Origin of the sequence: Roseateles subflavus, assembly GCF_030285365.1 — a bacterium.
In the GTDB taxonomy this organism is placed as follows: domain Bacteria; phylum Pseudomonadota; class Gammaproteobacteria; order Burkholderiales; family Burkholderiaceae_C; genus Roseateles_B; species Roseateles_B subflavus.
Genome location: NZ_JASVDS010000001.1, coordinates 70,037 through 92,306, shown reverse-complemented (window position 1 = coordinate 92,306; position 22,270 = coordinate 70,037). Strand labels below are relative to the sequence as shown.

18 protein-coding genes are annotated in these 22,270 nt (G+C 70.5%); 5 read left to right on the top strand and 13 right to left on the bottom strand.

The genetic code is table 11. The features are described 5' to 3' along the window. Positions 1 to 73: 73 nt before the first annotated feature. Positions 74 to 553 carry a VOC family protein gene (locus QRD43_RS00385; RefSeq protein ID WP_285980484.1) on the bottom strand — a complete coding sequence of 160 codons (480 nt, stop codon included), beginning with the start codon at positions 551 to 553 and terminating at the stop codon, positions 74 to 76. A gap of 185 nt (positions 554 to 738) precedes the next feature. Between QRD43_RS00385 and QRD43_RS00380 the strand changes: the two genes are divergently transcribed. Then, positions 739 to 1,239 carry a GNAT family N-acetyltransferase gene (locus tag QRD43_RS00380; protein WP_285980483.1) on the top strand — a complete coding sequence of 167 codons (501 nt, stop codon included), beginning with the start codon at positions 739 to 741 and terminating at the stop codon, positions 1,237 to 1,239. Positions 1,240 to 1,476: 237 nt separating this feature from the next. On the opposite strand, the gene QRD43_RS00375 is transcribed toward QRD43_RS00380, so the two are convergent. The 6 genes from QRD43_RS00375 to QRD43_RS00350 all read right to left on the bottom strand — a co-directional run bounded on the left by QRD43_RS00375 (position 1,477) and on the right by QRD43_RS00350 (position 6,285). Then, entirely contained in the window at positions 1,477 to 2,592 is a 1,116-nt protein-coding gene (locus tag QRD43_RS00375; protein WP_285980482.1) for an SRPBCC family protein, read from the bottom strand. Between the two features lie 69 nt (positions 2,593 to 2,661). Next, positions 2,662 to 3,066, bottom strand: coding sequence for a DUF1801 domain-containing protein (locus QRD43_RS00370; RefSeq protein WP_285980481.1), 405 nt, complete (start codon positions 3,064 to 3,066; stop codon positions 2,662 to 2,664). Between the two features lie 19 nt (positions 3,067 to 3,085). Beyond that, positions 3,086 to 3,493, bottom strand: a complete 408-nt coding sequence (locus QRD43_RS00365) for a VOC family protein (protein ID WP_285980480.1) — start codon at positions 3,491 to 3,493, stop codon at positions 3,086 to 3,088. Continuing rightward, complete coding sequence (locus QRD43_RS00360) at positions 3,490 to 4,011, bottom strand: helix-turn-helix transcriptional regulator (RefSeq protein WP_285980479.1); 522 nt, start codon at positions 4,009 to 4,011, stop codon at positions 3,490 to 3,492. The genes QRD43_RS00365 and QRD43_RS00360 overlap by 4 nt, the downstream gene beginning before the upstream one ends. An 83-nt stretch (positions 4,012 to 4,094) precedes the next feature. After that, on the bottom strand, positions 4,095 to 5,270 hold the full coding sequence (locus QRD43_RS00355) for an alkane 1-monooxygenase (protein ID WP_285980478.1): 1,176 nt from the start codon (positions 5,268 to 5,270) through the stop codon (positions 4,095 to 4,097). Positions 5,271 to 5,370: 100 nt separating this feature from the next. After that, positions 5,371 to 6,285: an MBL fold metallo-hydrolase gene (locus tag QRD43_RS00350; protein WP_285980477.1), complete on the bottom strand. Its 915-nt coding sequence runs from the start codon at positions 6,283 to 6,285 to the stop codon at positions 5,371 to 5,373. A 118-nt stretch (positions 6,286 to 6,403) separates the two neighbouring features. Between QRD43_RS00350 and QRD43_RS00345 the strand changes: the two genes are divergently transcribed. Further along, the gene (locus QRD43_RS00345) at positions 6,404 to 7,345 is read left to right on the top strand and encodes a LysR family transcriptional regulator (RefSeq protein WP_285980476.1); all 942 of its coding nucleotides are present in this window, start codon (positions 6,404 to 6,406) and stop codon (positions 7,343 to 7,345) included. Here the strand turns inward: QRD43_RS00345 and QRD43_RS00340 are convergent. The 5 genes from QRD43_RS00340 to QRD43_RS00320 all read right to left on the bottom strand — a co-directional run bounded on the left by QRD43_RS00340 (position 7,309) and on the right by QRD43_RS00320 (position 14,541). Next, positions 7,309 to 7,860 (bottom strand): DUF3224 domain-containing protein, encoded by a 552-nt coding sequence (locus tag QRD43_RS00340; protein WP_285980475.1) that lies wholly within the window; start codon positions 7,858 to 7,860, stop codon positions 7,309 to 7,311. The genes QRD43_RS00345 and QRD43_RS00340 overlap by 37 nt on opposite strands. An 83-nt stretch (positions 7,861 to 7,943) precedes the next feature. After that, on the bottom strand, positions 7,944 to 10,655 hold the full coding sequence (locus QRD43_RS00335; protein WP_285980474.1) for a M16 family metallopeptidase: 2,712 nt from the start codon (positions 10,653 to 10,655) through the stop codon (positions 7,944 to 7,946). Between the two features lie 60 nt (positions 10,656 to 10,715). Beyond that, positions 10,716 to 11,450: a site-2 protease family protein gene (locus tag QRD43_RS00330; RefSeq protein ID WP_285980473.1), complete on the bottom strand. Its 735-nt coding sequence runs from the start codon at positions 11,448 to 11,450 to the stop codon at positions 10,716 to 10,718. Further along, entirely contained in the window at positions 11,447 to 12,415 is a 969-nt protein-coding gene (locus QRD43_RS00325; protein WP_285980472.1) for a DUF2167 domain-containing protein, read from the bottom strand. The genes QRD43_RS00330 and QRD43_RS00325 overlap by 4 nt, the downstream gene beginning before the upstream one ends. A 98-nt stretch (positions 12,416 to 12,513) precedes the next feature. Continuing rightward, positions 12,514 to 14,541, bottom strand: coding sequence for an Ig-like domain-containing protein (locus tag QRD43_RS00320; RefSeq protein WP_285980471.1), 2,028 nt, complete (start codon positions 14,539 to 14,541; stop codon positions 12,514 to 12,516). A gap of 387 nt (positions 14,542 to 14,928) precedes the next feature. On the opposite strand from QRD43_RS00320, the gene QRD43_RS00315 reads away from it, so the two are divergent. Further along, the gene (locus QRD43_RS00315; protein WP_285980470.1) at positions 14,929 to 16,530 is read left to right on the top strand and encodes a S41 family peptidase; all 1,602 of its coding nucleotides are present in this window, start codon (positions 14,929 to 14,931) and stop codon (positions 16,528 to 16,530) included. 109 nt (positions 16,531 to 16,639) lie between these two features. Here QRD43_RS00315 and QRD43_RS00310 read toward each other — a convergent pair whose 3' ends face one another. Next, positions 16,640 to 20,191, bottom strand: coding sequence for an indolepyruvate ferredoxin oxidoreductase family protein (locus tag QRD43_RS00310; RefSeq protein WP_285980469.1), 3,552 nt, complete (start codon positions 20,189 to 20,191; stop codon positions 16,640 to 16,642). A 389-nt stretch (positions 20,192 to 20,580) separates the two neighbouring features. On the opposite strand from QRD43_RS00310, the gene QRD43_RS00305 reads away from it, so the two are divergent. Both QRD43_RS00305 and QRD43_RS00300 read left to right on the top strand, forming a co-directional pair. Next, positions 20,581 to 21,357, top strand: a complete 777-nt coding sequence (locus QRD43_RS00305) for a hypothetical protein (protein WP_285980468.1) — start codon at positions 20,581 to 20,583, stop codon at positions 21,355 to 21,357. Positions 21,358 to 21,654: 297 nt separating this feature from the next. Next, a complete protein-coding gene (locus tag QRD43_RS00300; protein WP_285980467.1) occupies positions 21,655 to 22,164 on the top strand; it encodes a hypothetical protein in 510 nt (169 codons plus the stop codon). Positions 22,165 to 22,270: the final 106 nt, after the last annotated feature.

The window sequence follows — 22,270 nt, the reverse complement described above, 5'->3', positions numbered from 1 at the left end:
GTTAACGCCGGCCGGGGGCATCCCTAAGCCAAGGGATGCAGGGCCGGGGTCGCTCGCCGATCTCGGCCGCCGTTCAGCCGCGCCGGGCGGCCTCGATCGCGGCGATGTCGATCTTCACCATGTTCATCATGGCCAGGAACACCCGCTTCGCCACGGCCGGGTCCGGGTCGCTGATGCCCTCGCTCAGCACGCGCGGCGTGATCTGCCAGTGCAGGCCCCAGCGGTCCTGGCACCACCCGCAGGCGCTGGGCTGGCCGCCGTTCTCGAGGATGGCGTTCCAGTAGCGGTCGGTCTCGGCCTGGTCCTCGGTGGCGACCTGGAAGGAGAAGGCCTGCGTCGGCGGAAAGCCGGGACCGCCGTTGAGTCCGAGGCAGGGAATGCCCAGGACGCGGAACTGCACGGTCAGCACGTCGCCGGCCCGGCCACTGGGGTAGTCGGCGGGGGCGCGGGTGACCGCGGTGACGCGGCTGTCTGGGAAGACGCGGGCGTAGAACTCGGCGGCCTCGAGGGCATTGCCGTCGAACCACAGGCAAACGGTGTTCTTGTCGGACATGGGGGCTCCAGGCGGGATGGGTCAGGCGGCTGCAGCGCCGCCGGCAGGCGCACAGGCTAGCCGATGAGCGGCCGGCCTGCGTGCCGGCCCTGTCCCGGCAAGGGGGGATCGCGGCCGGCGCCGGGCACGGGACCTGCCGGGCGACGCGCCACAATGCGGGCCGGACCCCCACGCCTCGCCCGCCCATGCCCCGCATCGTCCTGCGCAGCCCGACCCCGGCCGACGCCCCCGCCTTCGTCACGGCCGTGAAGGCCAGCCGCCGCCTGCATGGCCGCTGGGTGGCGCCACCGTCCGAGGCCGAGGCCTTCACGGCCTACCTCGAGCGCATGCGCGCGCCCGGGCACCAGGCCTTCCTCATCGTCCGGGCGGACGACGACAGCCTGGTGGGCGTGGTCAACCTGAGCCACATCGTGATGGGCGCGCTGCGCAGCGCCTATCTCGGCTACTACGCCTTCGCTCCGAACGCCGGCCAGGGGCTGATGACGCTGGGGCTGAAGGCGGTGTGCCGCGAGGCGTTCCAGGGGCTGAGGCTGCACCGGCTCGAGGCCAACATCCAGCCGGGCAATGCCGCCTCGCTGGCCCTGGCGCGCCGCTGCGGCTTCCGGCAGGAGGGCTTCTCGCCCCGCTATCTGAAGATCAACGGCCGCTGGCGCGACCACGAGCGCTGGGCGCTGCTGGCGGATTGAGCGGGGGCGCGGGTGTCGTGCCGGGGGCCCCGGCCTCTCGGGCAGGTCCGCTCACGAGGGCGGTCAGCGCGGGCAGCACGACGGCCTGCACCTGCACGCTGTGCTCGGCGACGGGACGGCGGTCGACGACCGGGCGCGGGTGGAAGAACTGGAACATCGAACGCCAGATGGGTGCGGCGCGCCGCCTTTCAAGCCCGTGCCGGCCCCTTGGGCTCGGACGCCCGGCGGACGCGTCGGTCAGTCCCCGGCCCGGGCCAGCGCTGCAGGACGGGGATCCGGACGCTCCGCGCGCTGCCGGTACAGCGCCAGCAGGGCCTGGACGAAGTCCTCGCCCAGCAGCGCCGCCACCGGCACGGCATAGAGGTTCACGCTGGAGCTGACGCGGTAGTGCGCCTCGATCGAGAGCCGCGTGCGGCCGCCGTCCAGGGGTGTCAGCAGAAAGCGCGTCTCGCCCAGGTCGAAGTAGCGGCCGCCGATGACGACGTGATCGTCCATCGTGCCGGCAGGGAAGGAATCCGGCGCGAACTCGTAGCGCCAGGCGATCTCCCGCTGCTCCGTGCGTGCCGTCACACGGCCGAGAAAGTGCACGCCGCGCTCCCAGCGGGACTCGCGCACCTCGCCATCCGCTCGCTGACGATGGAGGCCTTCCACCGGGCGAGGCACGCCGATCAGGTGGATGAAGGTGTGCGGCATTTCCTCGGGCCGGATGCCACGCGCGTCGAGGATCTCCTGCCAGACACGCGCCGGTGGGGCCTCCACCACCACAGTCTGGCGGATCGACTGCCAGGCATCGGCCTGCGCCATCGGGCCCTCGACCAGCAGGGCCAGCAAGGGCAGCACGGCCACGGCGCCGACGAAGCGGCCGCGCAGGTCCCACAGCGTCTGCAGCAGCTTCATCAGCAGGCCGCCGAGACTGGAGAGCCCAAGGAACAGGGGCGCCATCATCACGACGCAGATGGCGCCTTCGAGCAGCGTCACCATGCTGCCGAGCAGCATCATGAAGGTGGCGATCCAGGGACCGAAGCACGCGAAGAGCCAGCTGCAGCCCTCACGGCGACGCGCATGGATGGTGAGCATGCCCATGACCACCGGCGTCAGCACCAGAAAGCCGCCGCTCATCACGCCCGCCACCTCGTGCGTGTAGCCGTGGCTGCGGAGCCAGGGCCCGAACCAGGCGGCCCCCAGGCGGATCAGCAGCCCGTAGATCGCGCCGAGAGCCGGTGCAATCCACAGCAGGCGCGAATCCATGGGGGTGGCGGCCCGCGGCGCGGGGGCGCCGTCGCCCGCCGTGGCGTCCGTGGGGGGCGCTTCGGCGGACGCTGGGGCGGGGGATGGGGTCAGGTCTTGCGCCATGGCGGGGCTCCTCGTGGGCCGCGATTCTGCCAAAGCAGGCACACGGCTTTCCCCGGGGTCCGTCGGCGCTCAGGCCTTCGCCCGCCCCTTGTCGGCGTTGTGCGCCGCCGCCGCCCGGATCAGCGCCTGCAGGGCCGGCCCGTCGATCGTGGCGCCTTCGGGGAAGTCGATGGCGCGCCGCACGCGGCCCTCGAGGCTGCTGTTGAAGAGCCCGGCGGGATCGGGCAGCGACGCGCCGTGAGGGAAGGTGAGCTTCACGTGGCGCTGGTAGGTCTCGCCGGTGCACAGGAGGCCGGCGTGCGTCCAGCAGGGGCCGCTCCATTTCCAGTCCTCCTCGATGCCGGCCTGGGCGCCGAGGATCAGGGCCCGCAACTCGGCCAGCATCGCGCCGCGCCAGTCCCCGAGGGTGGCGATGCGTTCGTCGATCAGGGCGGAGGGGGGCGGGCCGGCGGGGGTGGGCTTGCGGCTGGGCATGCGGTGTCTCCGGGTGGGGTCAGGCGCGGATCTGGATCAGCTTCCAGCCATTGCCGGACGGGTCGCGGAAGCCGGCGTCCACGCTGCCGAAGCGCTCCACCGGGTCCTGGGTGATCTCCACGCCGGCGGCGCGGAAGGCGGCACAGCTGGCGTGGCAGTCCTTCACCCGCATCACCAGCGGCGGCATGGCGCCCTTGGCGACCAGCGCCTGCAGGGCCTCGGCCGTGGCCGCGTCCTGCATGGGCGGGCCGGGCTTGAAGAGGCCCAGCTGAACGTCCGGCTGCTCGGGGTGCTGCACCGTCAACCAGCGGAAGCTGCCGTTGCGCACATCGGTGCTCACCTGGAAGCCCAGCCGCTCCACGTAGAAGGCCAGGGCTTCGTCCTGGTCGTGCACGTAGAGGCCCATCACGTCGATGCCTGCATTCATGTCAGCTCCTTGTCGCTGTGTGTGTCCGAGGTCGCAGTTGTAGCGGCTGCGGCCTGGCGGCGCTTCTCCGAAACTGCGCTGCGCAGATCGGGGCGATGCGCGGCCATCAGATGGCACAGCGGCATGCCGGCCAGGGCCTGGACGGGGGTCTCCCGGCGCAGCTGCTCGCGCACGGCGGCCGGGTGGCTGCCGGTGATGTCGCGGAAGGTGCGGCCGAAGGTGCCCAGGCTGTCCCAGCCCGTCTGCAGGGCGATCTCGGTGACGCTCAGGTCCGTGTCGCGCAGCAGGGCGCAGGCACGCTCGATGCGGCGGCTCAGCAGGTAGCGGTGGGGTGGCAGGCCGAAGGCCGCCTTGAAGGCCCGGGCGAAATAGGCTTCGGTGAGCCCGCACAGATCGGCCAGGCGCTGCACGGGCCAGGCCTCGTCGGAGGCGGCATCCATGCGGTCCTTGGCGCGCAGCAGGCGGCGCAGGAGGGCCGGGCTGGGGGTGGGCCGGGAGGCCGGGCGGGCAGCGGACATGCCTGGGAAGGGGCGCGTCCGCCCGGTGTTGCCGATGGCGCCGATGATAGGGCGGCTGTCCGGCCCCCGGGCAGGGCAGGGGCTCAGGGACCGGGCGGGCGGCCCCAGCGCGCCAGCAGCCGCTCGCGCCGCGAAGGCTGCAGGTTCGCCAGATGCACGTCGCCGCCGTAGTGCGCCACCACGCGCGGGTCCATCACGCGGAACCACAGCGGCGGCAGGTAGGCCAGCAGCAGCATGCCCGCGTAGCCCGACGGCAGCTGCGGGCTTTCGTCGAAATGGCGCAGCACCTGGTAGCGGCGGCCGGGATGGGCGTGGTGGTCGCTGTGCCGCTGCAGCTGGTAGAGAAAGAGGTTGGAGACACGGTGGTCCGAGTTCCATGAGTGCGTGGGATCGCAGGGCGCGAGCCGGCCCTGGGCATCGCGCGGGCGCAGGAGGCCGTAGTGCTCGAGGTAGTTGACGACCTCCAGCAGGCTGATGCCGTAGGCGGCCTGCGCGGCGAGGAACAGCAGCACCGGCCAGCCCAGCCACAGCGCCAGCGCGCCGTAGAGCAGCGCCGTCATGCTCCAGGCCTGCAGGCATTCGTTGCGCCAGTGCCAGGCGGAGCGCCCCTGGCGGGCCAGGCGGCTGGCCTCGAGCGTCCAGGCGGAGCGCAGGCTGCCCCCCACGGTGCGCGGCAGGAAGGCCCAGTAGCTTTCACCCATGCGGCTGCTGGCCGGGTCTTCCGGCGTGGCGACCCGCAGGTGGTGGCCGCGGTTGTGCTCGACGTAGAAGTGCCCGTAGGCGACGGGCGCCAGTGCGATGCGCGAGAGCCAGCGCTCCCAGCGCGGCCGCTTGTGGCCCAGCTCATGGGCGGTGTTGATGCCCACGCCGTTGATGCCGCCCACGCTCAGCACCAGGCCGATCCAGCCCCAGGCGCTCAGCGGCTGCGTGGCCGCGACCCAGGCGCCGGCCACCGTCAGGACGTACTGGAAGGGCACGAAGAGCACCAGCAGCGCGCGGTACCAGGGGTCGGCCTCCAGGGCCTGGCGCTGTGCCTCGGGCGGGTTGCTGCGGTCCTGGCCGAGCAGGGTGTCCAGCAGCGGAATGCCCAGGTAGACGATGAGGGTGCTGGTCCAGAGCCACAGCTCTGCGCCCGTGTGCAGGTAGCGCAGCACATTGAGGCTGACGAGGACGGGGAAGGCGGGCGACATCAGCCACCACCAGCGCTTGGGATCGCGCCAGCGGGTGGCCGGAGGCAGAGGAGAGCTGACGGTGCTCATGGGCCCTTTCCGCCGCGCCATCGGGCCGCGGCGGGGCCATGCTGCCCCCCCGGGGCCGCGGTCGTCAATCCCGCGGTTCCGGCCGGGCGGCGGTGTCAGCTCACCACTTCATCTCGCCCTTGTTGACCTTGGCGCCGATGTCCAGGGCGATGCCCAGGCCGGCCTGCGGGTAGGCGCTCTTCATCGTGCCGATCAGGGCGGCGGCGTCAGCGGCCCGGGGCAGCTCCTGCTCGAAGCGCAGCAGGTAGTCGCGGGTGCCGGCAATGGCACTGGCGTCCTGCGGCGCACCCGCCAGCATGTGGCCTGGCACCACGAAGGCGGGCTTCAGCGCGGCCATGGCGTCGAGCTTGGCAACCCAGGCGGCGCGTTCGGCCGGGGTCGGGGTGTCGGCCGTCCAGACGTGCAACTGGCCGAAGACGTTGACGCCGCCGACGATGGCGCGGATCGACGGGATCCACACATAGCTGCGGTGCGGCAGGGCGTCCTCCAGGCCGCGAACCTCCAGGCTGCGGCCCTCGAGCTGCAGCGTCGTGCCCTCGAGCACGTCCGGCAGCACCGGCTGGCGCGGCGCGTTGCCGCCCAGGCGCGGGCCCCAGACCTGCAGCTTGGTGGGCAGCAGCGCCTGGATCTTCTTGAGCGTCGGGGCGGCGGCCACGATGCGGGCCTGCGGGAACTCCTGGCGCAGGACCTCGAGGCCGAAGTAGTAGTCCGGATCGGCCGCGCTGACGTAGATGGTGCGGAGCGTGCGGCCGCTGTCGAGCACCGCAGCGGCCACGCGCAGGGCGTCGGCGCGGGTGAAGCCGGCGTCCAGCAGGATCGCGTCCCGGGCGCCCTTCACGAGCACCGAGTTGACGTGGAAGCTGCCGGCGCCGTGGTTGATGACCTGCAGTTCCAGCGGCGCCGGGGGGGCACTCGCGGGGGCCTCGGCGGCGAAGGCGGGGGTGCCGAGGCTCAGGGCCAGCAGCAGCGGCTGCAGCAGGCCTTGCACGGTGCGGGGCAGGGAGGCGGTGTTCATCAGGGGCCTTTCGGGGCGGGGTTGCGATGAACGGAACTTTATTTTTTTCGAATCATTTGATAAACATCGCTCCAATTTACTGTTTGTTGCATGAATCGAGCAAATTGAGGGCCCCCCCATGGATCGACTGACCGCACTGCAGGTCTTCGTGGAAACCGCCGAGCGCGGCAGCCTGACGGCCGCCGCCGCCGCGCTGGACATGTCCCGCGCCATGGCCAGCCGCCATCTGGAGGCCGCCGAGCAGTGGCTGGGCGCCCGGCTCCTGCAGCGCAGCACGCGGCGCCTGAGCCTCACGGAGGCCGGCCAGGAAGCGCTGGCCCGCTGCCGGCAGCTCGTCGATCTGGCCCAGGAGGCGCGGGAGGTCGCCGGCCAGCACACGCTGCAGGTGCGGGGGCGGCTGCGCCTGACGGCGTCCACGTCCTTCGCGCAGCAGCATCTGGCGGCCGCGGTGGCGGACTTCGTGCTCGCCCATCCGCAGGCGCAGATCGAGCTGCTGGCGCAGGAGCACGCGGTGAACCTGGTGGAGGAGCGCGTGGATCTGGCGGTGCGCATCAGCAACGAGCTGGATCCGGCCCTGGTGGCGCGGCGGCTGAGCGTGTGCCGGTCCGTGCTCTGCGCGTCGCCCGCCTACTTGCAGCGGCGGGGCGAGCCCGTGGACGCCGCGGACCTGGCCCGGCATGACGGCCTGGTCCACAGCCGCTTCGGGCGGGATGCCTGGCGGCTGAGCCGGCTGAGCGGGGCCGGTGCGGCCCCTGAGCTGGCCGAGGCCCGCCCCCAGGTGCGTCTGCAGGCCAACGAGACGGTGGTGCTGATGCAGGCGGCGCTGGCCGGTGCCGGCATCGCGCAGCTGCCGACCTACCTCGCCGGGCCGGCCCTGCGCGAGGGGCGGCTGCGGCGTGTGCTGCCCGGCTGGGAGCCGCAGTGCCTGGGCATCCACGCGGTCTACACGAGCCGGCGCTACCAGCCGCTCATCCTGCGCAGCTTTCTCGACTTCCTCGCCGCGCGCTTCGACCCGCAGCAGCCTTACTGGGACGTGGCGGCCGAGGCCGGCAGCGTGTAGACCAGCTCGTAGTGGTGCGTGCCCGCCTCGATGCGCAGCCTCAGTTCGCCTGAGATGCCCTGCAGCGCACCCGTGCCGGAGCCGGGGACGATCACGATGCGCAGGTCCTGCGTGCCGGCGTGCATGATGCCCAGGTGGGCCAGCGCGAAGCCGCCGGCGCGGCCCTGCAGCGTGCCGCTGAAAGACTCGAGCGCCACATAGGCCGCCTCGCCCTGCTGCGGCTGGCCGGCGGCCAGCATGTCGCCCAGCGAGCGGCCCTGCAGATCGCCCTCGAACTGCTTTTCCAGCGCTCGCCGGGCCTGGGCCGGGCCGCCTTCGGGGCTGCTCATCGCTTGTGGCGCCTGGATCTGGACCTTGAAGGTGCCCGCGGCGCGCAGCGGCGTGGCCGGCGCGGGGATCTTGGGGGAGGCAGGCGTCGGGCTGTGTGCCATGGCGAGGGGGCTCCAGAACAGGGCGGCCGCGGCGACAGCGGCCAGGCCGCGGCGGCGCGCGGACATGAAAAAGGGGGCAGTCATGCCCCCGATCTTCGCAGGCCGTCGCGGGCCTGTGGGCCTGGCGGGATCCGGCCCGTGCAAGGGCCGGATCCGCACCGGCGCGCTTACTTGAAGTCGCCCGCGAACACGAGCTGGAAGGCCTCCAGCTTGAAGTGCTTGCGCAGGGCCTCGTTGACCTGCTCCAGGCTCTGCTTCTGGAGGGCGTCGTTCAGCTGCTGCTCGCGCGCGAAGGTGCGGCCCAGGCGCTGCTGGCCGCTGAGCATGCCCGCCACCGCGCCGTCCTGGGCGAGGCTCAGGCGGCGCTGGTTCAGCAGGGCCTGCTTGGCCTCGTCCAGCTCCTTGGCGCTGAAGCCGTCCTTCAGGGCGCGGGCGACTTCCTCGCGCAGGGCGGTCTCGACCTTCTCGCGGTTCTGCGGCGCGAAGATGGCATAGACGAACCAGGCGCCCGACGGATCCTCGGAGCCCAGGTTCACGCCGGTGCCGGTGCCGTAGGAGAGGCCTTCCTTCTCGCGGATGCGCGTCCAGAGGCGGGAATTGCCGCCGCCGCCGAGGATGTGGTTGGCCAGCTGCAGGGCGGCGAAGTCCGGCGTGCTGTCATTCAGCGGCAGGGACTGGATGCCCAGCATCATGGCGTTCTGCTTGTCCGGCGTGCGCAGCAGCTGCACCTGGCCGGGCTTGTCCACATGCAGGCGCGGGATGCGCTGGTAGGCCGTCTTCGCGGACCAGCCGCCGAGATCCGCCGTGATCGCGGCCTTGGCGGCGGCGGCGTCGAAGTCACCGACCAGGGCCAGCTGCGCCTGGCTCGCGCCGTAGAAGGCGGCATGGAAGGCCTTGACCTGCTCCAGCGTCACGGCCTTCACGTCGGCCTCCTCCTCGTCGAAGCTGCGCACATGGCGCACGTCGCCGCGGGGCTCGGTGTTCAGTGCGATGCCGGCGGCCTTCTGGGCGATGCCTTCCGGGTTGTCCTTCTGGGCCTGGATGCCGGTCAGCGCCTGGGCGCGCAGCTCCTCGAGCGCGGGGGCGTCGAGGCGCGGGCTCTTGAGCATCTCGGCGACCAGCGCCAGCGCCTGCGTGGCGAACTCCTTCTTGGTGCTCCAGCTCACCGTCAGGCGGTCGGCCGAGGGATTGCCGATCTGCAGCTCCACCTTGGCGGCGTCCAGCGCGTCGCGCAGCTGCTCGCGGGTCTTGCTGACGGTGCCCATCTTGAGCATGGCGGCGGTGAGGTCCGCAACGCTCTGCTGGCCGAAGAGGCTTTTCGCATCGCCCAGCTGCAGGCTCAGCGTGCCGCGCACGGCCTCGCCGCGCGTGGGCTTGGGCAGCAGGGCCAGCTTCAGGCCGTTGGGCAGCTGGCTGCGCTGCGCGCTGCGGTCCAGGTTGGCGGGGCTTGCGTCGAAGGCCGCCACCACGCCGGCGGCGGCCTGCGGCTTGAAGGTCTTGAGCTCGGCCGCGACGTCCGCGAAGACCGGGGCCGGTGCGCGCACCGGCTTGTCCGTGGGCAGGTACTGCGACAGCGTGCGGTTGGCCGGCAGGAAGCGCTCGGTGGCCACGCGCTGCACGTCCGCCACGGTCAGCGCCTTGATGCGGTCGCGCAGCAGGAAGAACAGGCGCCAGTCACCCTGGGCGATCGTCTCGGACAGCGTGATGCCGACCTGCTCGGGGCTCGTGAAGAGCTTCTCCCAGCGGTTCAGCCAGCGGGTCTGGGCGCGCTTGAGCTCCTCCTCGGTCACGGGGCGCTCGGCGAAGCCCTCCGTCACGGCGATCAGCTCGCGGTTGAGCTCGTCCTGCGAGGCCTTGGGCGCCAGCTCCGCAATCATCATCGTGAAGCCCGGCTCGGCCAGGGCGAGGCCGAAGTTGCCCACGCTGGCGGCCAGCTTGGTCTCCTCGACCAGGCGCTTGTGCAGGCGGCCACCCGGGGCCTCGGTCAGGATGAGGTTGAGCACCTCGATGGCGGCGTAGTCGGGGTGGGCGCCGGGGGTGACGTGGTAGGCCGCGAGGCTCATCGGCGTGCCGCCCTGGCGGCGCACGGTGACGGCGTGCTCGCCGTCCTGCACCGGGTCGATCGTGTAGAGCTTGGTCAGCTGGCGCTTGGGGCGGGGCAGCTTGCCGAAGCTCTGCTCGACCCAGTCCAGCACCTGGTTGGCGTCGAACTTGCCGGCCACGATCAGCGTGGCGTTGTCCGGCTGGTAGTAGTTCCGGTAGAAGGCCTGCAGACGGCCGATGTCCACGTTCTCGACGTCCGCGCGCGCGCCGATGGTGTCCTTGCCGTAGTTGTGCCACTGGTACATCGAGGCCAGGGTGCGCTGCGTGGTGACGCCGCCCGGGTCGTTCTCGCCCATCTCCATCTCGTTGCGCACGACGGTCATCTCGGTGTCGAGGTGGCGGCGGGCGATGTAGCTGTTGACCATCGCGTCGGCCTGCCACTCGAGGTACCACTTCAGGTTGGCGTCATTGGCGGCGAAGGCGGCGAAGTAGTTGGTGCGGTCGAACCACGTCGAGCCGTTGGCGGCGAAGCCCCGCTTGGTGAAGTCGGACCACGGGTCCTGGTGCTTGGGGCTGCCCTTGAAGATCAGGTGCTCCAGCAGGTGGGCCATGCCCGTCTCGCCGTAGTTCTCGTGCTTGGAACCCACGCGGTAGGTCACGTTGACCGTGGTCGTGGGCTTGGAGGCGTCGGGCGCCAGCAGCACCTGCAGGCCGTTGGGCAGGCGGTACTCCGTGATGCCCTCCACGCTGTTGACGGGCTTGAGGGAGTGCGCCTGCGCGCCGAAGGCAAAGGCCAGGCCGACGGCCAGACTCAGGGGATGGAGCTTGCGGATCATGGTGTGGGAGAGGTGATCAATGGCGGCGAGTGTGCATCCGCGCGGGTGGAATGATGAAAGTCAGCCAAGGCCGTGCACGCGGGTGCTCTGCTGCAGCATCTCGTGGACGTCATGGCTCATGAGCGCCAGGAAGGCGGCCAGCACGACGTAGTACGTGCCGTACTCCCACTTCACGGCCGCCGGCACGGCGTAGTAGGTCTGGCCCTCGGGGCTGTCGCTGCGGTACTTCCAGGCCTTCCACAGCTGCGGCCAGGCCAGCACGGCGATCAGCAGCAGCATGGGGCTCGGGCGCCACAGGAACAGGCCGACGAGCAGCGGCACCCCCAGCAGCCAGATGCGCGGCGAGAGCACCGCCGTGATGCGGCCGCCGTCCAGGGGCGAGATGGGGATGAGGTTGAAGAGGTTCAGGAAGAAGCCGCTGTAGGCCACGGCCAGCAGCCAGTCCGCATTCCAGCTGCGGGCGAGCAGGTAGCAGACCGTGGCGCCCACCGTCCCCAGCAGCGGGCCGCCGAGGCCCACGAAGGCCTCGGTCTGGGCGTCGTGGGGCAGGTCCTTGAGCTCGATCCAGGCGCCCACGAAGGGGATGAAGGTGGGCAGCCCCACGTTCAGGCCCTTGTGGCGGGCGGCCAGGTAGTGGCCCATCTCGTGCACGAAGAGCAGGGCGATGAAGCCGGCGGCATAGCGCCAGCCGTACAGCATCGCGTACACGCCGAGCGCCAGCAGCATGCTGCCGGCGGACAGCAGGATCTTCCCCAGCTTGAGGCCGGAGAAGAGCAGCAGCAGGAGCTTGATCATTCGCGCGGGGCGTCGGCGGCCGGGGCGGCGGCCGGGGTCGTGGCCTCGGCCTTGGGCTTGCGCCTGAAGAAGTTCAGCACCGCGCCGCCGAAGGCCAGCACGCCGATGATCGCCAGCTTCGCGAACTTGGCCAGGAAGGCGAAGATCACCGCGAAGAAGCCCAGCTTCTTGGCGCCCACGCCCAGCACCAGCGCGGCGAGGCCGTACTCGGCGACCTTGTCGGTGCTGCTGTTGAAGTCGGCGTAGCGCTTGCCGTCATTGAACTGCAGGGCGCCGAGCAGCGCCTGGGCATCGACCTTGTGGGCCGCCAGGTCCTTCAGGTCCGTGACCAGGTTGAGGCTCAGGTAGCCCTCGCGGCCGAGGGCATAGGTGTTGTAGTTGACGCCCTGCGGCTCGTCGGCCGGCGCCCCCTTGCCTCGCGAGCTCATCGCCCAGACCAGGCGGTGGGTGTCCGCGGCATAGGCGGGCTTCTCGGCCCAGCCCACGATCTCCAGCTCGGGCACGCCGATCTTGGCGCGCTCCTTGTTGCTGGCCTCGGTGCCCTCGCGGTAGGACTTCAGCAGCTCGTCGGCGTTCCACTCCTTGGCGTCGTCGTCCTTGATGTAGCCGGCGCCCTCGAAGCGCAGCACGGCAAACCAGCCCTCGCCGCCCGCGGGGAAGACCAGGCCCAGCAGGTCGCTGTAGTCGCCCGGATTGCCCATGGCGCGCATCACCTTGGCGGCGTGGGGTTGCGGGATGAAGACCTTGCCCTCCGGCAGGTGCAGCACGGCCTGGCCGGCCAGGGTCACGTCGTTCGGGCCGGCGGTGGCGGCCTGGCGCGCCTCGGCGAAGACCTGCGCGGCGGCAGCGGCGGCTGGATCGGCGGCGGCATCGGGGGTGTCGGCCGCGTGCGCGGGCAGGCTGCCCAGGGCCAGCAGGCCGCTCAGGCAGAGGGCCGCCAGGCGGCGCCAGATCGGGGTGTGCATGAAGGTCCTCCCTGCAGCTGAGGGCCGCAGTCTGTTCTTGGTGGTTGGGAAAGAAAGTCTAGCAAGCGCCCCACTGCGCGTCGGGCGGCCTGCGGGCGTCAGGGCGGCACGCGCTCGTAGCGGTAGGGGAGGCTGGTGTAGGCCTGGTCCGGCGTGGCCATGGAATAGCCGCCCTCGACCACCATGGCACCGGATTTGTCGCTGCCCAGGCCCCACCACTGCAGGGTGAAGTCGCTGGCCTCGTTGCCCAGGCGCACGCGCACGCTGCCGTCGGCGTCCAGCGTCCAGCTGCCCTGGTAGCGGTCGTGGTGGGCCAGCAGGCTGGCGCTGCCGTCGGCGCGCAGCTGCAGCGTGCGCACGAGCCGGTCGATGCGCCAGTCCCCGATGAGGTCGCTGCGCTGCCAGCTGAGCGCCGGGTCCTGCATGTAGGCCTCGCCCAGGCTCGCGCCCTGTCCCTGCGGTCCGTCATACAGCACGTGCATCACGAACTGCCGTGCGGCGCTGCGCTGCATCAGCTGCAGGCGCCAGCGCTGGACGCTGCCGTTCTCCACGACGAGCTCGCCGCCGTCCAGCCTCCAGCGCCAGCTGCGGCCGGCGATGCGGCCGTCGGCCTGCAGATCCAGCGGTGTGCGCAGCAGCGGACCCGCGGCCTGGTGGCTGCGCAGCTCCTGCGTCTCGCCGATGGGCAGGAACCAGCGGCCGGGCACTTCCGCGGCCTGCAGCGCCAGTGGCGCGTCCGTGAGGCCAAGGCTCAGCGGCGTGGAGACCGTGGCGCTGCCGTCGTCCGGGCCGCAATCGAACTGGCTGACGCAGCTGCCGAGCTGCAGCACGTCCCCGAAGGCGAAGCGGCTGAGGCGCCGCACGGTCTGGACGTACTCGTGATACGGGAAGTCGAAGATGTCGGTGCCGGAGGCCACCTCCGTGCCGCTGCCGCTCAGGAGCAGGATGCCCTTGCCGCTGAGGTCCCATTCCAGCGCCGCATGCGCCGCCGGGAAGCTCTGGCGGGGCCGCAGCGTGCCCTTGCCGTCGGCCGCGAGCGTCAGCGTGCTGCTGGTCTTGGCGGTGCCGAAGACGGGCGCCTGTTCCAGGGCCGAGACCGGCCCGAGGATGTAGCGCGCCGGCACGGTGTCGGCGGTGAAGGGGCTGCGGATGTGCAGCGCGGCGAGCACGTCCTGCTGCATCTGCGTCAGGGCGTCACCGAGGGCGGCCTGCGCGGCGGCGCGGAACTGCCGCAGGCCGGAGTCGTCCGCCAGCATCTGGGCCACCGTGCCGAAGCCGGCGGGGAGGGCGACCTGCTTCAGGCGGGCGGCTTTCACGAGGGCGGCGCGATCGGCCAGGGCCTCCAGCGCGTAGCCCGACAGCGCGCGGCGCAGGCCGGCCTCGTCAGGGATCGCCGTCTGCTGGGTGAGGCTGCGGTACTGGCCCAGCAGCAGCGCCGACTCGCCGATGGCCGTGTCGTCGATCTGCAGGGCCGAGAGGCGGGTGGCGTCCAGGCGGCGCGCGCTGCCTGCGATCGCCAGGAGCGTGCCGCCGCCCGCGAGGTAGAGCTCGGCGCGGTCATGCGGCCGGGTGCCGTCCTCCTTCAGGCGCAGTCGCAGCAGCTGGTCAACCTGGCGGGCGTCCGTGAACCACAGCTGGACGCGGTAGGCGCCCTGCGCATCGGTCTGGGCGCTGCCGAGGGGCTGCTCGTCGGCCAGCACGTCGACGCTGCGCCGGGCCTGCGCCTGTCCATCCAGCAAGACCTGACCCTCCAGCGTCAGCCCGCGGCGCAGCGTCAGCGAGAGGGTGGCCTGCTGGGTGACGCCCTGGGCGTCGCGCACCTGGTAGGTGAAGCGGTCCTGCCCGAGCGCGCCGGCCCGCGGTGTGTAGCGGATGCGGCCGTTCTCGATGGCTGCGCTGCCGAGGCCGGGCGTCTGCACGCCCGTGAGCACCAGGCCCTCGCCCAGGTCGTTGGCCAGCACGTCCAGGAGCAGCGCCGCGCCGTCGTCCACCGTGGCGCTGTCGTCGCGGGCCTGCAGGGCGGGGCCGAACGAGGCGTCACCCGAGCCGCAGCCGGCGAGCGACAGCAGGCTGGCCAGGGCCAGGGAAACGGGCAGCGTCGGCCATCGGCCGGTCAGCAGATTCATCGAAGCATCTCCTCCGTGGGGCCCTGATACGGGCCGGGCGGGCGCCCTCCCCAGGGGCCCGGTCCTGCGCCGCCTAGCTCCGGGCCGGGCGTCGTCTGGGCGCAGATCGCGCAAGTGCCAGGGAGCGTAGCGCCAGAGATCCCCGGCATTTGTTGCTGCAGATTGCTGATCAGGGGCATCCCCCTTAGCGGAAACCCGTGGCTTTCACGCACGCGCCGGCATCCCGTGGCGTCCGGCGGTGTTCCCGTCGCGCAAAATGGCGGCCGGCGCCAGGGGGGCGGCCGTCTCGTCTGCGTGCGGCCTGGCCGGCGCCAGGCGGTGGACGCCGCGACCCCGGCGGAACGAATCGGGGGCCTGGCGAACGCCCCGCCCACAGCAGGAGGATGGATGAATAGAACAGGATGGACAGGGACCGCGCTGGTCGCGGCGTTGAGCCTCGGCGGCTTGCTGAGCGGCTGCGGCGGCGGTGCTGCCAATTCGGGCACGCCCGTGTTCGGCCAGCTGCCGGCGGACCCCACGCCGGTCCCGCCCGCGGACACCGGCCCGCTGCAGCCCAGCGCGAGCTACGCGCAGCAGTGCGCCCCCGAGAACGCGCTGGCGTCGCCGGGCAGCCGCACCGGCAGCCTCACCACCGAGAAGCGCTGGATGCGCTCCTACTTCGACGAGGCCTACCTGTGGCGCGAGGCCGTGCCGAACGTCAACGCGAACGAGGCGATGTTCAGCAACGTCGGGGACGTTCAGGGCTCGCTGGAGGCCTACTTCGACGCCCTGCGCAGCCCGGTGCGGACGGCCAGCGGCGCGCGCCAGGACCGCTTCAGCTTCATGATCTCGACCGCCAAGTGGCAGCAGATGACGCAGGCCGGCGTGGACGCGGGCTTCGGCATCGAATGGACCTTCGGCTCGCCCACGCCGCCGCGCGGCATCCGCGTCGCCTACGTGATGCCGGGCAGCCCGGCGCAATCGGCGGGCCTGAAGCGCGGGGACACGCTCGTCACGGTCAACGGCGTGTCGGCCGACACCAATGACAGCGCCGGCATCGATGCGCTCAACGACATGCTGAGCCCTGACCGGCTCGGCAAGCGCTACGACTTCGTCTTCAGCCGCGCCGGCGCCCCGAACGTGCAGGTCAGCCTGGCCAGCGCCGAGGTCGAGAACCAGCCGGTCACGCTGGACGAGATCATCACCGCCAGCGACGGCCGCAAGGTCGGCCACATGGTCTTCAACACGCACATCGCCAAGGGGGAGATCCAGCTCATCCAGGCCATGACGCGCTTCCAGCAGGCCCGCGTCTCGGACCTGGTGGTGGACCTGCGCTACAACGGCGGCGGCCTGCTCTTCATGGCCTCGCAGCTGGCCTACATGGTGGCCGGCGCGCAGCAGACGAACGGCAAGGACTTCGAGCGCAGCCGCTACAACAGCCTGCGCCAGGCCACGGAGGGCGACGCCACGCCCTTCTACAACACGTCCTGCATCCTCGACGCCAACTTCCGCTGCACCAACGAGCAGCCGCTGCCGGCGCTGAACCTCAAGCGCGTCTACGTGCTGGCGCAGAGCGGCACCTGCTCCGCGAGCGAGGCCTTCATCAACGGCCTGCGCGGCGTGGATGTCGAGGTGGTGCTGATCGGCGGCAAGACCTGCGGCAAGCCCTATGGTTTCACGGCCAAGGACAACTGCGGCAATTCGTACTTCCCGATCGAGTTCGGTGGCGTCAACCACAAGGGCTTCGGTGACTACGCCGACGGTTTCGTGCCGGCGGGCCAGGGCCCGACGGGCGTGGCCGGCTGCGTGGTGAACGACGACCTCTCCCGCGAGCTCGCCAACCCCGGCGAGGCCATGCTGGCGGCGGCCCTGCAGCACCGCATCACCGGCACCTGCCCGGCACAGCCCGTTGGCATGCGCCCGGCGAGCGTGAAGCCCCGTCCGGGCGACAAGGCGCTGGAGTTCAAGCGCTCGCCGCTGCGCAGCAACGCCTTCCGACTGCCGCGCTGAGTCCTCGGCGCACGGGCCGGCCGCCCGCACGGCGCCGGTCCCGCCAAAGACAAAGCCCGCAGGCCTTTCGGCTTGCGGGCTTTTTTCATGGTGCCGGATCAGGGACGGGTCAGGCCGCCTGCCACTGCTTCATCAGGCCGTCCCACTTGGCGCGGGCCGCGTGGACGTGGCGCTCCTTCACGTGGCCATAGCCGCGGATCTCCTCGGGGATGCGCGCGATGTCGGTCGCCAGGGCCAGGCGCTCGGCGGTCAGGCCCTTGGCCAGCAGCTGCTCGATGCTGGCGCGGTAGTCCTGGATCAGCTGGCGTTCCATCTTGCGCTCGGCGGTGTAGCCGAAGAGGTCCAGCGCCGTGCCGCGCAGGCCCTTGAGCTTGGCGAGGATGCCGAAGGCCGGACGGATCCAGCCGCCCATCTGCTGCTTCACCAGCTCGCCCTTCTCGTTCTTCTTGGCGAACAGCGGCGGGGCCAGGTGATGGACGATCTTGTAGTCGCCCTCGAACTGCGACGCGATCTTCTCGGCGAACTTCTTGTCGCTGTGCAGGCGGGCGACTTCGTACTCGTCCTTGTAGGCCATCACCTTGAACAGGTAGCGGGCCACGGCCTCGGCGAGGCGCGTGCTGTTCAGCGGCTGCTCGGCGGCCCGGACCTTCTCGACAAAGGCCTGGTACTGCGCGGCATAGGCGGCGTTCTGGTAGTCCGTCAGGAAGGCGACGCGCTTGGTGATCATCTCGTCCAGGCTGTCGCGCTTGACGATGTTGATGACCTGCTGCGCGGCGAACAGCGATTGCACGCCGGCCAGGTCGTTGGCGCAGCGGCGGCCCCATTCGAAGGCGGCCTTGTTGTTGTCGATCTGCACGCCGTTGAGCTCGATGGCGCGCATCAGCGCGGCGTAGCTCAGGGGCACGCGACCCTGCTGCCAGGCGTAGCCCAGCATCAGCGGGTTGGTGTAGAGCGAGTCGCCCAGCAGCTTGACGGCCACGTCTTCCGCGTCGAAGGCGCGGAAGTGATCGGCGCCCACGGCCTTGGCCACGGCCGCCTCGCAGGAGGCGCCGGGGAAGGACCAGTCGGCGTTGTTCACCAGCGTCGCGGTGGGCGAGCCGTGCGTGTTCAGCGCGACGAAGGTGCGGCCCTCGCGCATGACGGCCAGCGTGGTCTTGTTGGCGGCCACGATGGAATCGCAGGCGATCACCAGCTGCGCCTCGGCCGTGCCGACCTTGGTGCAGTGGATGTCTTCCGCCTTGTTGGCGATCTGGATGTGGCTCCAGGTCGCGCCGCCCTTCTGGGCCAGGCCCGCGGCGTCCTGCGTGATGACGCCCTTGCCTTCCAGGTGGGCGGCCATGCCCAGCAGCTGGCCGATGGTGATCACGCCCGTGCCGCCGACGCCGGCCACGACGATGCCCCAGGCCTCGGTGGCGTTGGGGATGACGGGGTCGGGCAGGGCGCCGAGCTTGGCGTCAAACGGCGAGATGCGCTTGTCCTTCTTCGGCTTCTTCAGCTCGCCGCCTTCGATGGTGACGAAGCTCGGGCAGAAGCCCTTCACGCAGCTGAAGTCCTTGTTGCAGGTGTTCTGGTTGATCTGGCGCTTGCGGCCGAAGTCGGTTTCCAGCGGTTCGATGGAGAGGCAGTTGGACTGGATCGAGCAGTCGCCGCAGCCCTCGCAGACCAGCTCGTTGATGACGGTGCGCTTGGCCGGGTCGACCAGCTTGCCCCGCTTGCGGCGGCGGCGCTTCTCGGTGGCGCAGGTCTGGTCGTAGATGATGGCCGTGGTGCCGGCGATCTCGCGGAACTGACGCTGGAGGGCGTCCAGCTCGTCGCGGTGGTGCACGGTGACGCCAGCGATCAGCGCCACGCCGTTGTACTTCTCCGGCTCGTCCGTGACGATCACCAGCTTCTTCACGCCTTCGGAGATCAGGCTCTGCATGATCTGCAGCACCGTGTGGCCTTCGGCGCGCTCGCCGACCTGCTGGCCGCCCGTCATGGCGACGGCGTCGTTGTAGAGGATCTTGTAGGTGATGTTCACGCCCGAGGCGATGCTCTGGCGGATGGCCAGGATGCCCGAGTGGAAGTAGGTGCCGTCACCGAGGTTCGAGAAGATGTGCTTCTCGTTCGTGAACCACTGCTGGCCGGTCCAGGGCACGCCCTCGCCGCCCATCTGCGTGAAGGTCGCGGTGTTGCGGCCCGGCATCCAGGTGACCATGTAGTGGCAGCCGATGCCGCCCACGGCGCGCGAGCCTTCGGGCACGCGGGTGGAGGTGTTGTGCGGGCAGCCGGAGCAGAACCAGGGCGTGCGGTCGGCGCCGCCGGCGGCCTTCTCCTCGGCCTTCAGCGCGCTCTCCTTGGCGTCGATCACGGCCACGCGCGCATCCAGGCGGGCGGCGATGTCGGCATCCACGCCCAGCTTCTTCAGACGCTTGGCGATGGCGCGGGCGATGATGGCCGGGGTCAGGTCGGCCTGCGGGCGCAGCAGCCAGTTGCCGCTCGGGTTGGGCAGGCCCCACTCGCCACCGGACTGGCCGTCGTCGTCGAACTTGCCCAGCACGTGCGGGCGCACGTCCGAGCGCCAGTTGTAGAGCTGCTCCTTGATCTGGTATTCGATGACCTGGCGCTTCTCCTCGATCACGAGGATCTCCTGCAGGCCGGTCGCGAAGTCGCGGGTGATGTTGGCCTCCAGCGGCCACACCACATTGACCTTGTGCAGGCGGATGCCCAGACGGCGGCAGGTGTCGTCATCGAGGCCCAGGTCGTGCAGCGCCTGGCGGGTGTCGTTCCAGGCCTTGCCCGAGGCGATCAGGCCCAGGCGGTCGTTCGGCGTGGCGATGACGTTGTAGTTGAGCTTGTTGGCGCGCACATAGGCCAGGGCGGCGTACCACTTGTGGTCCATCATCCGCGCTTCCTGGTCCAGGGGCGGATCCGGCCAGCGGATGTGCAGGCCGCCGGCCGGCATGGGGAAGTCGTCCGGCGTGATGATGTTGACGCGGTCCGGGTCCACGCTGACGCTGGCGCCCGACTCCACGATCTCCTGGATGGTCTTCATGCCGGACCACAGGCCCGAGAAGCGGCTCATGGCGATCGCATGCAGGCCCATGTCCAGGATGTCCTGCACGCTGGACGGGAAGAACACCGGGAAGCCCGCGGCCTTGAAGACGTGGTCGCTCTGGTGGGCGGCGGTGGAGCTCTTGGAAATGTGGTCGTCACCCGCGATGGCGATCACGCCGCCGTGCTTGGACGTGCCGGCCATGTTGGCGTGCTTGAAGACGTCGATGCAGCGGTCCACGCCCGGGCCCTTGCCGTACCAGAGGCCGAAGACGCCGTCGAACTTCGCCTTCTCCTTGAACAGGTCCAGCTGCTGCGTGCCCCACACGGCGGTGGCGCCCAGCTCCTCGTTGACGCCCGGCTGGAACACGATGTTCTGCTTGGCCAGGTGCTTCTTGGCGGCCATCAGGGCCTGGTCGTAGCCGCCCAGCGGCGAACCGCGGTAGCCCGAGACGAAGCCGGCGGTGTTCAGGCCGTTCATCGCGTCGCGCGTGCGCTGCAGCATGGGCAGGCGCACCAGGGCCTGGACCCCGCTCATGAAGGCGCGACCGCGGTCGAGCGCGTACTTGTCGTCGAGGGTGACCTTTTCCAGCGCGCGCAGGATGTGTTCGGGCAGCGGTGCGTTCATGCGAGGGGGACTCCGAGAGGGGGTGCCGAAGAGGGGACGGACCAGATCCGGCAGCACCTCGCATCAGGAGGCGCTTGCGCGTGCGGCTTGTGGCCGCCGGACCTTCCGGGGGATGGCTGCAGTATGGGCCGGGGAGGGAGTGTAGGGAAAGAGGGGGTGTCTGTCTTTTCTAACTTTGCGCTGATGGCGTTATGCACGGAACGTTCATTTCCAAAATTGCCACTTTCGCGAATTGTTGTGATCGGCAACTTGCGTTGATGGGGAAATCCCGTGTCTCGTGGCCGGCAGACACCCGCGGCCAGGCGGCCCCCCGGGGAGCGGTGCGCGGTGTCTTGGGCTAGCATCCGGCGCCACATCCATGACGTCCTGGATCAGTGGAGGAGCTGGCGATGACGCAAGAGACAACGAGGGTGCAGGCGCTGGAGAGCCAGAACCGCCTGCTCAAGCTGGGGCTGCTGCTGGCGACGGCCCTGCTGGCCCTGGCGGCCGCCCCGGCCAAGGTGCACTTCCAGGAGATCGACGTGGAGCGCATCAACCTGGTGACGGCCGACGGGCAGCGGGAGCTGGTCATCGCCAACAGGCATCGGTTGCCGGGTGTCGTGGCGGAAGGGCAGGAGGCGCCGGACCACCGCCACACGGCGGGGATCATCTTCTACAACAGCGTGGGCGACGAAAGCGGCGGCATGCTCTGGTCGGGGCGCCCGGGCGTCCAGGGGGCGTCGGGCGTCCAGGGTCCGCCCGAGCAGGGCATGCATTTCTCCATGGACCGCTTTGGAGGCGACCAGCAGATGGCGCTGGGCTACTACGAGCGGGAAGGCCATCTCTACACCGGCCTGCGGGTGTTTGACCGCGGTCTCGCCAAGGACTATGAGCCGCACTGGAAGGCCATGCAGGCCACGCCGCCCGGCCCGGCCCGGGACGCCCTCAAGCAGCAGTGGGAGGCCGCTGGCGGTGCCCAGACGGACCGGCTCTTCCTGGGCAAGACGGCGGGCAGGTCGTCGGCGCTCATCCTGTCGGATGGCAAGGGGCGCCCGCGGCTCATGATCTACGTGACGGAAGCCGGCAAGACGGTCTTCGACTTCCTCGACGAGCGCGGCGAGGTCATCAAGAGCCTGGCTCCGGCCGAAGCGACGGCACCCGCCCAATCGCAGGGCAGCCACGGCTAATTCAAGGGCCAAACCTTTGGCAACCTGCAAGATCTGTCAGGTGTCTGTCCCGGGAAGATGGGATAACGTGCCGGGACTCGAACAAGAGGGACCGCCCGACACAGGGAGGCCCTCACGGCTGAAGAGAAAGCAACGAGGATCGCGCGGTGCGTCTGGCACTGCTCGGGGAGAAGTGAAGAAGGCCCGGCCCATGATGGGCCGGGTCTTTTTTTTCGTCGGTGGCATAGTGCGGGCCGTCTGCCCGCGACCTGCGAGGCCGGCGCGATATCCACAAGAACGATCCAGAGGAGGAAAGCCATGATTGGTGCCATCAGACACATGACCGTCGTGCAGGTGCTCGGCCTGCTGGCGGTGCTCGCCGCCGGCAAGTTCGCCTGGGACCGCTTCCAGCCGGGCGGGCCGGCGGTCATCAAGGACCCGGTCTACGCCGAAATGCACGTCGACATGGTGATCCAGGGCCGCACCCTCGAGCAGGTGGTCTTCGTCAAGACGGCCAGCTACGGGGAATGCGAGAAGGACCGGAACCAGCTGCAGCAGCTCTTCGGCAAGGTCTCCGTGCCGATGACCGTCAAGTCCGCCGACTGCACCCGCCAGCTCACGCCCCGTCAGCTGGCGCTGTTCGATGACCTGCCGACGAACGTCACCTACCTCAGCATGAGCCGCGGCGCGCGCGTCGAGCGCGAGATCCGGATGATCGTCTGGGGCGTCTCCGTGGCGGAAAGCAACCTGCTGTGCGACGGCATGGTGCGCTCCTACGAGGGCAAGCACCAGGGCAAGGTGGCCTGCATCCGGGCGCTGGAGAGCTGAGGGCTCATGAGCTTCGCCGCGACCGGCCGCGCAGGGCCCCGGGTATTCCGGATGCCCCACCGCGCCTTTGGGCCAGACAATCTCAGCGCCCGCGCGTGGCCAAGGC

Bases quoted from the DNA above. Each gene is read 5' to 3' on its own strand.
- QRD43_RS00375 (WP_285980482.1), bottom strand. From the start codon at position 2,592: ATGGCGCAAGACCTGACCCCATCCCCCGCCCCAGCGTCCGCCGAAGCG.
- QRD43_RS00365 (WP_285980480.1), bottom strand. From the start codon at position 3,493: ATGAATGCAGGCATCGACGTGATGGGCCTCTACGTGCACGACCAGGAC.
- QRD43_RS00350 (WP_285980477.1), bottom strand. From the start codon at position 6,285: ATGAACACCGCCTCCCTGCCCCGCACCGTGCAAGGCCTGCTGCAGCCG.
- QRD43_RS00355 (WP_285980478.1), bottom strand. From the start codon at position 5,270: ATGAGCACCGTCAGCTCTCCTCTGCCTCCGGCCACCCGCTGGCGCGAT.
- QRD43_RS00330 (WP_285980473.1), bottom strand. From the start codon at position 11,450: ATGATCAAGCTCCTGCTGCTGCTCTTCTCCGGCCTCAAGCTGGGGAAG.
- QRD43_RS00325 (WP_285980472.1), bottom strand. From the start codon at position 12,415: ATGCACACCCCGATCTGGCGCCGCCTGGCGGCCCTCTGCCTGAGCGGC.
- QRD43_RS00380 (WP_285980483.1), top strand. From the start codon at position 739: ATGCCCCGCATCGTCCTGCGCAGCCCGACCCCGGCCGACGCCCCCGCC.
- QRD43_RS00360 (WP_285980479.1), bottom strand. From the start codon at position 4,011: ATGTCCGCTGCCCGCCCGGCCTCCCGGCCCACCCCCAGCCCGGCCCTC.
- QRD43_RS00305 (WP_285980468.1), top strand. From the start codon at position 20,581: ATGACGCAAGAGACAACGAGGGTGCAGGCGCTGGAGAGCCAGAACCGC.
- QRD43_RS00315 (WP_285980470.1), top strand. From the start codon at position 14,929: ATGAATAGAACAGGATGGACAGGGACCGCGCTGGTCGCGGCGTTGAGC.
- QRD43_RS00345 (WP_285980476.1), top strand. From the start codon at position 6,404: ATGGATCGACTGACCGCACTGCAGGTCTTCGTGGAAACCGCCGAGCGC.
- QRD43_RS00370 (WP_285980481.1), bottom strand. From the start codon at position 3,066: ATGCCCAGCCGCAAGCCCACCCCCGCCGGCCCGCCCCCCTCCGCCCTG.
- QRD43_RS00340 (WP_285980475.1), bottom strand. From the start codon at position 7,860: ATGACTGCCCCCTTTTTCATGTCCGCGCGCCGCCGCGGCCTGGCCGCT.
- QRD43_RS00300 (WP_285980467.1), top strand. From the start codon at position 21,655: ATGATTGGTGCCATCAGACACATGACCGTCGTGCAGGTGCTCGGCCTG.
- QRD43_RS00385 (WP_285980484.1), bottom strand. From the start codon at position 553: ATGTCCGACAAGAACACCGTTTGCCTGTGGTTCGACGGCAATGCCCTC.
- QRD43_RS00320 (WP_285980471.1), bottom strand. From the start codon at position 14,541: ATGAATCTGCTGACCGGCCGATGGCCGACGCTGCCCGTTTCCCTGGCC.
- QRD43_RS00310 (WP_285980469.1), bottom strand. From the start codon at position 20,191: ATGAACGCACCGCTGCCCGAACACATCCTGCGCGCGCTGGAAAAGGTC.
- QRD43_RS00335 (WP_285980474.1), bottom strand. From the start codon at position 10,655: ATGATCCGCAAGCTCCATCCCCTGAGTCTGGCCGTCGGCCTGGCCTTT.